The sequence below is a fragment of the Paracoccus sp. PARArs4 genome, from assembly GCF_947311865.1.
GTDB lineage: Bacteria > Pseudomonadota > Alphaproteobacteria > Rhodobacterales > Rhodobacteraceae > Paracoccus > Paracoccus zeaxanthinifaciens.
Genome location: NZ_CAMZMW010000024.1, coordinates 24,076 through 36,495 on the forward strand (window position 1 = coordinate 24,076; position 12,420 = coordinate 36,495).

General features: G+C 66.4%; 9 protein-coding genes. 6 read left to right on the forward strand and 3 right to left on the reverse strand.

The features are described from left to right. Nucleotides 1-146: 146 nt before the first annotated feature. The 4 genes from QMZ16_RS15345 to uxuA are packed head-to-tail and all read left to right on the forward strand — an operon-like array spanning nucleotide 147 to nucleotide 4,838. Nucleotides 147-1,127, forward strand: a complete 981-nt coding sequence (locus tag QMZ16_RS15345) for a TRAP transporter substrate-binding protein (RefSeq protein WP_282603883.1) — start codon at nucleotides 147-149, stop codon at nucleotides 1,125-1,127. Nucleotides 1,128-1,142: 15 nt separating this feature from the next. Further along, entirely contained in the window at nucleotides 1,143-2,927 is a 1,785-nt protein-coding gene (locus QMZ16_RS15350; protein WP_282603884.1) for a glycoside hydrolase family 2 TIM barrel-domain containing protein, read from the forward strand. Further along, nucleotides 2,924-3,664: an FCD domain-containing protein gene (locus tag QMZ16_RS15355; RefSeq protein ID WP_282603885.1), complete on the forward strand. Its 741-nt coding sequence runs from the start codon at nucleotides 2,924-2,926 to the stop codon at nucleotides 3,662-3,664. The genes QMZ16_RS15350 and QMZ16_RS15355 overlap by 4 nt, the downstream gene beginning before the upstream one ends. 19 nt (nucleotides 3,665-3,683) lie before the next feature. After that, complete coding sequence (gene uxuA, locus QMZ16_RS15360; RefSeq protein WP_282603886.1) at nucleotides 3,684-4,838, forward strand: mannonate dehydratase; 1,155 nt, start codon at nucleotides 3,684-3,686, stop codon at nucleotides 4,836-4,838. Here uxuA and QMZ16_RS15365 read toward each other — a convergent pair. The 3 genes from QMZ16_RS15365 to QMZ16_RS15375 all read right to left on the reverse strand — a co-directional run bounded on the left by QMZ16_RS15365 (nucleotide 4,832) and on the right by QMZ16_RS15375 (nucleotide 10,386). Beyond that, the gene (locus tag QMZ16_RS15365; protein WP_282603887.1) at nucleotides 4,832-8,233 is read right to left on the reverse strand and encodes an error-prone DNA polymerase; all 3,402 of its coding nucleotides are present in this window, start codon (nucleotides 8,231-8,233) and stop codon (nucleotides 4,832-4,834) included. The two genes, uxuA and QMZ16_RS15365, sit on opposite strands and share 7 nt — an antisense overlap. Next, nucleotides 8,230-9,693, reverse strand: a complete 1,464-nt coding sequence (locus tag QMZ16_RS15370) for a DNA polymerase Y family protein (protein WP_282603888.1) — start codon at nucleotides 9,691-9,693, stop codon at nucleotides 8,230-8,232. The genes QMZ16_RS15365 and QMZ16_RS15370 overlap by 4 nt, the downstream gene beginning before the upstream one ends. Nucleotides 9,694-9,822: 129 nt before the next feature. After that, complete coding sequence (locus QMZ16_RS15375; RefSeq protein WP_282603889.1) at nucleotides 9,823-10,386, reverse strand: carboxymuconolactone decarboxylase family protein; 564 nt, start codon at nucleotides 10,384-10,386, stop codon at nucleotides 9,823-9,825. Between the two features lie 140 nt (nucleotides 10,387-10,526). On the opposite strand from QMZ16_RS15375, the gene QMZ16_RS15380 reads away from it, so the two are divergent. Beyond that, entirely contained in the window at nucleotides 10,527-11,123 is a 597-nt protein-coding gene (locus tag QMZ16_RS15380; RefSeq protein ID WP_282603890.1) for a TetR/AcrR family transcriptional regulator, read from the forward strand. A gap of 102 nt (nucleotides 11,124-11,225) precedes the next feature. After that, nucleotides 11,226-12,272: a glycosyltransferase family 2 protein gene (locus QMZ16_RS15385; protein ID WP_282603891.1), complete on the forward strand. Its 1,047-nt coding sequence runs from the start codon at nucleotides 11,226-11,228 to the stop codon at nucleotides 12,270-12,272. Nucleotides 12,273-12,420: the final 148 nt, after the last annotated feature.

Genomic DNA, 12,420 nt, shown 5'->3' on the forward strand with positions numbered 1-12,420 from the left:
CTGATTTGACGGGAAGATGACGCCACGGACCAAAGTGGTCAACCAATTTATTAAACTGGTTGACAAGAACGCGGATTGGCGGATCAAATCGCGGCACCACATTTCCGGCGGCCCGGCCGCCACGCATCTTATCGGGAGGGATAGGGATGAAGATCGCGACCAAGCTTGCAGCGGGCACCGCGCTTGCACTGCTGACCATGACCGCCGCCGCGCAGGCCAAGACGCTGCGCCTGAACCACAACAACCCGGAAGATCACCCGGTCCACCTGTCGATGCAGAAGATGGCCGACGAGGTCGAGGAGGCCACCGGCGGCGATCTGAAGATCCGCATCTATGCCAACGGCCAGCTGGGCACCCAGCGCGAATCCACCGAACAGGTGCAGAACTGCTCGTTGGACATGGCGCGGTCGAACGCGGCGGAACTGGAGGCCTTCGTGCCGTCCTATGCCGTCTTCAACCTGCCCTACATGTTCGCAAGCGAGGATCACTTCAACCAGGTGATCGCGGGCGATATCGGCAAGGAAATCCTTGATTCCGGCATCGAGAACGGCATCCGCGGGCTGGCCTACTACACCGAGGGCGCGCGGTCCTTCTATACCAACAAGGCGATCAATTCGCCCGCCGATCTGGAGGGCATGAAGATCCGCGTCCAGCCCAGCCCCTCGGCGGTGCGCATGGTCGAACTGCTGGGCGGCAACCCCACCCCCATCGGCTGGGGCGAGCTTTATTCCGCGCTGCAGCAGGGCGTCGTGGACGGGGCCGAGAACAACCCCACCGCGCTGACCACCGCCCGCCACGGCGAGGTCGCCAAGCACTTCTCGCTAGACGAGCACACGCTGATCCCCTCGGTCGTGTTCATCTCGAACTGTGCATGGGACGGCCTCAGCGCCGAGGAGCAGGAGGCCCTGGCCACCGCCGCGCACAACTCGATGCTGTCGCATACCGAAGCCTGGAAGCTGGCATCCGACGCCGCCATCGAAGAGGCGCAGGCCGAGATGGGCGTGGAGATCCACGAGGTGGACAAGGCCCCCTTCATCGAGGCCGTGCAGCCGATGTACCAGGAGGCCGAAGAGGCCAATCCCGATCTGGCCGGTCTGATCGAACAGATCCGCGCCTCGGCGCAGTAAGGGGACGGGGACGCCATGCTTGAACGTTCGGATCTGGCCGAAAACGCCTTGGCGGCCCTGCATGACGAAGCCTATGATCGCGCCTTCGACCGGCGCGATCTGACGGCGCAGGGCATGATCTTCACCGGCGGGCGCAAGGCGCGGTCGCTGGACGGGGACTGGAACTTCTGCGTCGATCTGCTGGATACCGGGCTGCGCCAGAAATGGTTCGCCATGCAGCCCGGCGATCCCGCCGACAGGATCGAGCCCTGGGATTACGACCCCCATATGGGCGACACCGTGCCCGTTCCATCGAACTGGCAGATGCTTCAGGACCGCTGGTACTTCTTCGAGGGCGGATCATGGTACACGCGCCCGCTGGATATCGAACCCGATCCCGACGGTCGGCTGTTCCTGCGCATCGGGGCCGCCAGCTATGACTGCAAGGTGTTCCTGAACGGCGAATATCTGGGCAACCACCTGGGGGCCTCGACCCCGTTCTTCGTCGAGCTGACGGATCACGTCCGCGAAGGACGCAACTGGCTGATGCTGTTCGTGGACAACCGCCGCCGCCCCGACCGCCTGCCGATGCAGAACACCGACTGGTTCAACTATGGCGGCATCTATCGCGAGGTGTCGCTGTACCGGACCCCGCGCACCGTCATCCGCGACCTGTTCGTGACGCTGGCGCCGGGCCGCTATGACCTGGTCCGCGCCGAGATCGAGGTCGAGGGCGCGACCGAGGCGCATCTGCGCATCGACGGCCTGGTCGACCGGACGATCCCGCTGACGGGTGGCCGCGCCATGGTCGAGATCCCGGCCGAACCGCATCTGTGGTCCACCGACGACCCGCATCTGTACGATGTCGAACTGACCGCTGGCCCCGACCGGGTGACCGACCGCGTGGGTTTCCGCCAGATCGAACGCCGCGGGACCGAGATCCTGCTGAACGGCAGCCCGATCTGGCTGCGCGGCATCGCGGTCCACGAGGATGACGAGAAGCTGGGCAAGGTCACGAACCACGTCGACCTGACCCGCCGCTTCGACCACGCCAAGGCGCTGAACTGCAACTTCATGCGGCTGGCGCATTATCCCCATCACGAGGATGCCTCGCGCATGGCGGATGAGCGCGGGATCCTGATCTGGGCCGAGATCCCGGTCTATTGGGCGATCGACTTCGCCAACCCCGCCACGCAGGCCGATGCACGCAACCAGCTGGCCGAACTGGTCCGCCGCGACCGCAATCGCGCATCGGTCGTCATCTGGTCCGTCGGCAACGAGAACCCCGATACCGACGCGCGGCTGGATTTCATGTCCGACCTTGCAGCGCTGGCCCGCAGCATGGACCCGACCCGCCTGATCGCGGCGGCCTGCCTGATCAACCACAACACGCTGAAGATCGAGGACAGGCTGGCCGAGCATCTCGATATCATCGGGATCAACGAATATTACGGCTGGTATGACGAGGATTTCGACGACCTGGAAAAGATCGGTCGCAATTCCGACCCAGACCGCCCCGTGGTGATCTCCGAGACCGGCGCCGATGCCGACATCACGCCGCAGGGTCCGAAGACCGGTCTGTTCTCCGAGGCCTACCAGGCCGAGATCTATCGCAAGCAGATCGCCACGCTGTCCAAGCTGGATTACGTCAAGGGCATGTCGCCCTGGATCCTCTATGATTTCCGGACCGAGCGGCGGCAGGGCATCTTCCAGCGCGGCTGGAACCGCAAGGGCCTGATCGCCGCCGACAAGACCACGCGCAAGCAGGCCTTCGGCATCCTTGCCGATTTCTATGCCCGCCGGGCCGAGGGCAAGGCATGAGCGGATCGCAGCAACGCCGTTACCAGGATGTCGCCGCAGAATTGCGCGACCTGATCCGGGCCGAGGGTCTGCGTCCGGGCGACCGGCTGCTGACCGAACGCCAGATCGCGCTGCGCCTTGACGTGGGCCGCAGCCTGGTGCGCGACGCGATCATCATGCTGGAAGTCGAGGGCCTGGTGCAGGTGCGCCAGGGGTCGGGCATCTACCTGATGGAGCAGGCTTCGGGCACGACCGTGGCCGTCGACGATATCGGCCCGTTCGAGCTGCTGGAGGCGCGGATGGTGATCGAAAGCGCCGTCGCGGGCCTTGCCGCCGCCACCGTGACCAAGGCCGACATCACCGCCATGCGCGATGCGCTGGACCAGGAACGCCGCAATATCGAGGCCGGCAGCGACGATTACTCGGGCGACCAGCGCTTTCACCTGCTGATCGCCGAGGCCACGCAGAACGGCGTGCTGGTCAGCACCATCACCGATCTGTGGGAACGCCGACGCCACAGCAGGATGTGGGCGCAGCTGCACAGCCGCATCTTCGACCACGCCTATCGCAGCCGCTGGCTGGACGACCACCAGGAAATCCTGGACGCCCTGCGCGCCCGCGACAGCCAGCGCGCCCGCAAGGCCATGAGCGACCATATCGGCAATGTCAGCGCGACGCTGATGCAATTGTCCGATCCCGACGATCCGTCCTTTGACGGGTATCTATTCTCGACCGCGCGCGCCCGGCAGGCGCTTTGAAGATTACGGAGAACAGGAAGTGAAGCAGACTTGGCGTTGGTTCGGGCCGAACGATGCGGTGACGCTGGCCGATATCCGGCAGGCAGGGGCGACGGGCATCGTGACCGCGCTGCACCACCTGCCGAACGGCGCCGTCTGGTCCGTGGACGAGATCATGGCCCGCAAGCGCCTGATCGAGGAAGCCGGCCTGACCTGGGATGTCGTCGAAAGCATCCCGATCCACGAGGATATCAAGACCGCCGCCCCCGGCTGGCAGGCCCATGCCGACGCCTGGGCGCAATCGGTGCTGAACCTTGGCGAATGCGGCATCCGCACGGTGTGCTACAACTTCATGCCGGTACTGGACTGGACGCGGACCTCGCTGGATCACGAATTGCCGGACGGGGCGCGCTGCCTGCGCTTCGACGCCGCCGATTTCGCGGGCTTCGACATCCATGTGCTGGAACGCCCCGGCGCGGATGCCGACCACCCCGCCGAAATCGTGGCCGAGGCCGCCCGCCGCGCACCGCGCATCGACCGCGATGCGCTGACCGGCACCATCCTGGCCGGGCTTCCGGGGTCCGAGGAAAGCTATACCCTGGATCAGTTCCGCGAGCGGCTGGCGACCTATGACGGGATCGACGCGGCCCGCCTGCGCGAAAACCTTGCGGCCTTCCTGCGCCATGTGCTGCCCGCCGCAAAACAGGCGGGGGTCGTGCTGGCGATCCATCCCGACGATCCGCCCCGCCCGCTGTTCGGCCTGCCGCGCATCGTCTCGACCGCCGCGGACATGGACTTCATCGCGGGCATCGACGAGAGCCACGCGAACGGGTTCACCTTCTGCACCGGCTCCTATGGCGTGCGGGCCGACAACGACCTGCCCGCCATGCTGGCGCGGCACGGCGACCGGGTCCATTTCCTGCACCTGCGCGCGACCCTGCGCGAAGAGGACGGGCTGTCCTTCCACGAGGCCGCGCATCTGGAGGGCGACGTGGACATGGTCGCCATCGTCTCCGAGGCGCTGCGCATCCAGAAGGCGCGCGGGGTCGAACTGCCCTTCCGTCCCGATCACGGGCACCAGATCCTGGACGACCTGACCCGTCAGGGCGGTGCGCCCGGATACCCCGCCATCGGGCGCCTGCGCGGCCTGGCCGAGATCCGGGGCATCATGCACACGCTGCGCCGCCTTCAGTGAAAATCGCGACTGGGGAACAGGCGTCGCGCCTGGTCCCTGGGATGCATGGCGGGGGCACCCTTGCCCTGCCCCTTGCGGGGCGCATCGTCCGATTGCGGCAGCGTGCGCCCCACCTGCGCCTCCAGCGGGTGGCCCAGTTCGACCAGCCGGTCCGACATGTCCTCGATCCGGTCCGCGATCAGGTGGACGACGATCCCCTCGCGCTGGATGCGGCCCGTGACGCGCAGCAGGCGGCCGCCCATCACCTCTCGGCGGAAGCGTTCATAGACCTTGGGCCAGACGACCACGTTCGACACGCCGGTCTCGTCCTCGAGCGTCAGGAAGATCACCCCCGATGCCGTGCCGGGCCGCTGCCGGGTGATGACCAGCCCGCAGACCGAGACGCTGCGCAAAGGCCCCTGCCCCAGCAGGTCGTTGCGCGTCAGCCCGGCGATGCGCGGGCGCAGCAGCTCCATCGGGTGTGCGCGCAGGGTCAGCCGGGTCGAGACGTAATCCTCGACCACCTCCTCGCCCAGATGCATGTGGGGCAGGATGGTTTCGGGCTCTTGGATGCCTTCGCCGTCCATGGGGTCGGAAAACAGCGGCAGGGGCCTGGGCGAGCTGATCGCCCGGACCTGCCACAGCGCGTCGCGCCGCCCCACGCCCATGCCCGCGAAGGCGTCGGCCTCGGCCAGCCGTTCCAGCACGCGCGGCGCGGTGCCCGCCCGCAGCCACACGCTTTCGGGGTCGGGATAGCCGTTGCCCCGCGCCGCGACGATCCAGTCCGCGTCCTCGTGGCGGAAGCCCTTGATCTGGCGGAAGCCCAGCCGCAGGGCCAGCGACCCGTCGGGGCGCTGTTCCAGCGAACAGTCCCAGTCCGAATGGTTCACGCAGACCGGGCGCACGTCGATGCCGTGTTCACGCACGTCGCGCACGATCTGGGCGGGCGCATAGAAGCCCATCGGCTGCGAGTTCAGCAGCGCGCAGGCAAAGACCGCCGGATGGTGGCATTTGAACCAGGCCGAGACATAGGTCAGCATCGCGAAGGCCGCCGCGTGGCTTTCGGGAAAGCCGTAATCGGCAAAGCCCTCGATCTGGGTGAAGCACTGCTCGGCCACCTCGCGCGGGTATCCGTTGCCGATCATCCCCCGCACGAAGCGGTCGCGATGTTCGCCGATGGTCCCCATGCGCCGGAAGGACGCAAGCGAGCGGCGCAGGCGGTCGGCCTCTTCCGCCGAATATCCCGCGCCGACCACCGCGATCTGCATGGCCTGTTCCTGGAACAGCGGCACGCCCAGCGTCTTGGCCGTCACCTTCTCCAGTTCGGGGCCGAAGGGCTCGGGGGCCTCCAGCCCCTGCCTGCGGCGGATATAGGGCTTGACCATCCCCCCCTGGATCGGACCGGGGCGCACGATGGCCACCTCGATCACCAGGTCGTAGAAGGTCGCGGGCTTCATCCGCGGCAGGAAGTTCATCTGCGCGCGGCTTTCCACCTGGAAGACACCCACCGCATCGGCGCGCTGCAGCATCCCGTAGGTGGGCGCATCCTCCTGCGGGACGGAATGCAGGGTCAGGTCCGGGCCGCCGTGACGGCGCAGCAGGTCGAACCCCTTGCGGATGCAGGTCAGCATCCCCAGCGACAGCACGTCCACCTTGAGGATGTTCAGCGCGTCGATGTCGTCCTTGTCCCACTCGATGACGGTGCGCCCCTCCATCGCGGCATTCTCGATCGGGCACATCTCGTCCAGGCGGTCCTGGGTGATGACGAAACCGCCGACATGCTGGGACAGGTGGCGCGGGAACCCGACGATCTGGCGGATCAGGCCCAGCGTGAGCGACAGGCGGTGGTCGTCGGGGTTCAGCCCCAGCGCGCGCACGCGGTCCGGATCGGCCCCGCCGTTGGACAGCCCCCAGATGTCGCCCGACAGCCGCGCGGTCACGTCCTGGGACAGGCCCATCACCTTGCCCACCTCGCGGATGGCGGCGCGGCTGCGGAAATGGATCACCGTCGCGCACAGCCCCGCCCGGTGGCGGCCATAGCGGTCATAGATCCACTGGATGATCTCCTCTCGGCGCTCGTGTTCGAAATCGACATCGATATCGGGCGGCTCTCCTCGATGACGGGAAATGAAGCGCTCGAACACCATGCCGATCATGTCGGGCGACACGTCGGTGATCCCCAGAAGATAGCAGATGATCGAATTGGCGGCCGATCCGCGCCCCTGGCACAGGATGCCCCTGCGGCGGGCCTCGGCCACGATGTCGTGGACGGTCAGGAAATAGGCGGCATAGTTCAGGTCCGCGACCAGCGCCAGTTCGCGTTCGACCAGCGCCTCGACCCGGGGGGACGGTCCCTGCGGGTAACGGGTGGCGATGCCTTGGCGGACCAGCCTCTCCAGCCGCGCCTGCGGGGTCTCGTCCTGCGCGATCTCGTCGGGATAGTTGTAGGCAAGCTGCCCCAGATCGAAATCGCAGCGCGCCATGATCCGCAGGGTCTGGGTCATCGCCGCGGGATAGTCCACGAACAGCCGCGCCATGTCGGGCGCGCCCTTCAGGCGGTGTTCGGCATTGGGCAGGGCGCGGGTGCCGATCTCGTCGATGGTGATGCCGTGGCGCATGCAGGTCAGCACGTCGGCCAGGCGGCGACGCTCGGCCCGGTGCATCAGCACGTCGCCCACCGCGACCATGGGGGCGGATGTCGCGAAGGCCATCCCGGCGCAGGCCGCCAGCCATTCGCGGTCCGACCCGTCATAGCGCGGCACGGCCCCCAGGAAGACGTTGCCCGGAAAGCGGCGCTGCATCCGCAGGACGGACCCTTCGGCGGATGCAAGATCGGGGGGCGGCAGGGCGATCAGGATGATGCCCCGGCACCAGTCCTCCAGATCGGCAAGGTCCAGGTGGCACTCGCCCTTGGGCGCGCGCTGCTTGCCGATGCTCAGCAGCCGCGACAGGCGGCGATAGGCGGCGATGTCGGTGGGCAGCGCGACCCATTCGACCGGACAGTCGCGCAGAACCAGGCGGCTGCCCACGATCAGGCGCGGCAGGCATTCGGCCACGGGACGCGGCAGGTCCATTGTGCAGCCGACCTCCTGCCGGGACGAGGTGTCGATGCGGATGGTCGAACGCACGCGCAGCCCCTCCGCGACCTCCTTCGCCAGCGCCTTCAGCGCGGAATGGGCGCGCACGACGCCCGCCAGCGAATTGCGGTCGGTGATGGCGATGCCCGCAAGGCCAAGCTCGACCGCGCGCAGGATCAGCTCCTCGGGATGCGAGGCGCCCTGCAGGAACGTGAAATTCGACGTGACGCACAGTTCGGCATAGCCCCCCGAGGGGGCACCGCCCCCGAGCGCGCCCGGCGGGGCTCGACGCCCCGCAGGGCGCGGCCCCGCCTCCGGTTCGGGGTGCGGGCCGGTCATGCGAATTCGCCCTGGACGAACCACTCCATCCGCTGCGGGGCATGGAACAGCCACAGGCGGCGGCCATCGGCGGTCTCGACCCGCCAGTAATCGCGCAGGCCCGCTCTGCCCAAGGCATCCGCCCGCCACCATTCATGCGTCAGCCGCTCGGGTCCTTCGGCCTGTCCCGCCACCACCCGTGCGCCCCGCCACAGGAACCCGCGCGGAGGAACGCAGCCATCCGCCTCGACGGGCTCGGGATCGAACAGCCGCACCGGACGGGGCCGCCGCGCGGGCCGCGGGGCATCACCTGCATCGTCGCACTCCAACCCTGCGGGCATCACCGCGAAGCCAAGTTCGGGCACGTGGCTGTCGCCCTGCGCGAAATGCTGCACCGATCCAAGGCTGAGCCGCGTGCCGAGACGGCTGATCAGAACCCCCAGCTTGTCGCCCCCCTCGGCCAGACCGCCGATCTGGCGCGCGGGCAGATGCTCCACCTGGCTTGCGACCAGCCGCACCTGGTCGATTCCGAACCCCGCATCCACCTCGTCCAGGCGCAGGTCGAACAGCGGCAGGATCGCCGCCTCGTCGCGCATCGGAACGGCCAGTCGCAGCGCGATCTGCTGGCTGCCGCGATCCACGCGTCGCATGGTCGCCGACAGCTGCCGCGCGCCCATCTCGTGGGCCTTCAGCTTGGCACAGAGCGGCCCCAGCAGGCGGGCGATGGCCGCGCGCAGATCGTCGCGCAGCCCGATCGGGTCCGGCAATGTCAGGCGCGTGCCGAAATGCGGCGGCTCGGCCTGCGGCGCGACCGGTTCGGGCAGGTCGCCGGTCAACTGGTCCAACCGCATCAGCACCTGCCGCCCCAGCCTGCGGGCCAGCGGCCCGCGCCGCATCGCTTGCAACCCCGCGACATCGCGCAGGCCCAGCCGCTGCAGGGCCACGACATCGGAATGATCCAGGCGCAACGCCTCGATGGGCAGATCGGCCAGGCCATCGCCCGGCCTTCCGAAACGCGCCAGCCCCCATGCCGCCCCCCGCGAATGCGCGATCCCCATCTGCAGGCAGATCCCCGCCCCCTGTGCCCAGTCCCGCATCCGGGTCAGCAGCCCTTCGGCCCCCTCCCACAGATGCAGCGATCCGGTCGCATCCAGCACTAGGCCGTCCGCGCCGTCCAGCCCGACCCAGGGGCACCAACCCGTCGCATGCCGTCGCAGCGCGGACAGGAAACGGGCCTCGGCCTCGGGGTCGGCGGGGCGGCTGACCAGTTGGGGACAGAAGGCGCGCGCATCGGCAAAGCTCATGCCCCGGCTCAGACCCTCGGCCTCGGCGGCGGCGTTCAGGCAGTGGATCCGCTCGGCATTGTCGCGCTTGATGGTGACGGCGAAGGGACCTTCGACCGGATGCGCGCGCAGGATGCGGTCCGAGGCCAGCCTCGGGAACCACATGCTTACGATCCGCCTGTCCGCAGCTTCCGTCATCGCCCTTTCCGTTCGCTATTTGTTCTCATTAATCCGCCGGACCGGCATTTGTCGAGTCCCCGGCGCACGAACGAGAACGGGCGCCCCATATCGGGGCGCCCGCTGCTGGTCCTGGCGATGTCCTCGCGATCAGCGCTTGGACTTCGGCGTCCAGGCGAATTTCTGCATCGGCGCATCCACGGGCGTTTCCGCAACGTGGTTGGTGAAGTTGCTCATCACCTTCTGCGCCATGCCCAGGATGATATCCAGCACGTGGCGCTGCTCATAGCCTGCCTCGAAGAAGGCCTGCATCTGCGCCTCGGTCGGGTTGCCGCGCGTGTCCAGCATGATCAGGACGAAATCGCGCAGGGCCTCCAGCTTGGCATTGGGCAGCGGGGTCTCGTCGCGCAGCGCGTCCGAGATGTCGTCGCTGACGCCCATCGCCTTGGCGATGCCGGTATGGGCCGGAACGCAGTAATGGCACTCGTGATAGACGTTGATCGTCTGCCACACGACGGTCTTCTCATCCGCGTCGAAGGCGGTTTCCTCGGCGAACAGGCGGTGCAGCACCTGATAGCCGTCCAGAAGCGCGGGCGATGCCGCCATGACCGCATGCAGGCCCGGCAGGCGACCGAAGGCCTTCTTGGACTTCTCGATCAGCGGCAGGGCTTCCGCGGGGGCGTTGGTTTCGTCGAAGCGCTCGAACTTGGTCATGGTACTCTTCCTTGCGGTCATGTGTTGACGGACCGAAGATGGGCATTCTTGAACGAACGCTCAAGCCCCAATCTGAACGATCGCTCAAGAATTTTTTCAAGGGCCTTCATTTCGTCCGCTGCCGCGCGTATCTATGGGTCATGGCACGCACGGCATCATATGATCGCGACACGGCGCTGGACGCCGCGATGACCCTGTTCTGGGTCAACGGGTATCACGCGACATCGCTCAAGGATCTCGAGCATGCGCTGCAGATGCGTCCCGGTTCGATCTATGCCGCCTTCCACAGCAAGGAGGCGCTGTTCCACGCGACCATCGACCGCTATGCCGCGCGCATGGCCGCGAACCTGCAGACAATGATCGACGAGGCCCCCTCGCCCATCGCGGCGCTGCAATCGCATCTTCGCGACCTGGCCGACATCGCGCCCTGCGATCGCCCTTCGACCGCCTGCATGCTGGTGAAGTCGTTGCTGGAGGTTTCGTTGGGGAACGCCTTGCGCGAGGTGATCCTGGGACATCTGGACCGGATCGAGGGCCTTCTGACCACCGCGGTCACACGTGCCATCGAGCTGGGAGAGATCCCGGCGAGCAGCGACCCTTCCCGCATCGCACGGCGGCTTCAGACCTATATCTTCGGATTGAAGATCCAGGCTCAGCGAGAGACCGACTCTGGTCGGATGCGGGATCTTTGCGGGGATCTTGCGGACGAGATAGGCCGCCTGCGTCGCCCGGCGTGACCCTTTGGCACATTTCGACGGTTGTATCCCGCTGAAGCCACAGTCACATTCCCTGCACGGAATGGGGTGCCATGGATGGTCCCAAAACCTGCAGATCGGAAGATGATGAAGACCGTTGTGACGACCATGCGGAACGAGGCGCCGTTCATTCTGGAATGGGTCGCCTATCACCGGCTGATCGGTTTCGACAACATCCTTGCCTACAGCAATGACTGCGAGGACGGCACCGACGCCATCTTGGACCGTTTGCAGGGAATGGGTCTTGTCGCGCATGTGCCAAACCCCCGCCGGGGCAAGAAGCCCGTTCAATGGACCGCATTGAAGCGCGCCGAGAACCACCCCTATGTCAAGCATTCCGACTGGCTGTATGTGGCTGATTGCGACGAGTTTCTGAACATCCATGTCGGCTCCGGCAAGGTCGACGACCTGATCGAGGCAAGACCGGAAGCAGATGGCTTCCTGCTGTCTTGGCGGATGTTCGGAAGTGGCGGCATCATTCAGTTCAAGGACGAGCTGATGACGCGCCAGTTCACACGCTGCGCGCCCGATGCGCTTGTGTGGCCTTGGCGCGCGGTTCAGTTCAAGGCGCTATATCGAACTTCGCTGGACCGCCTGAAGCTGGGCGTGCACCGACCGAAGCCCCGCAAGGGCACGGAAGAGGCCGGCATGACCTGGGTCGACGACAATGGCGCGATCCTTCCCAATGTCCTTGGGACCGTGGTACCCAAGACGGGACAAAGATACGGTTTGGCGCAGATCAACCACTATGCGGTCGGATCAGCCGAAAGCTTCATCGTCAAATCGGCACGCGGCAAACCCAACCATTCCGAACAGGGGATCGGTCTGGAATACTGGGTGGACCGCGACCTGAACGATGCCCAGGATGTGACTATTGGGCGGCATGATGCGGATTTGGCCGCGTCGGTCCTCGAGTTGATGCAGGATCCTCAACTGGCGCAACTGCATGCCGATGGGGTCGCTTGGCGTGAAAGAAGACTGCGCGAGTTGCTGCTGCACTCGGACTACTTCTACCTCTACAGCCGGATCTTCCGTTACCTTCGGGGCAGCAGCTTTGATCTGGGGACGCAGGTCGCGATGCTTCGCATGCTGTATCGGATGCGCTCGGCCGAGGCATCCCGTCGCGGATGATCCGTCGGATGTTTCATCTTGGTGTTTTGTTGTGATCTGGACCGCGGAAAGCCTCCCTTTTCGGGAGGCTTTTTTGGTTGCGGGGGCAGGATTTGAACCTGCGACCTTCAGGTTATGAGCCTGACGAGCTACCGGGCTGCTCTACCCC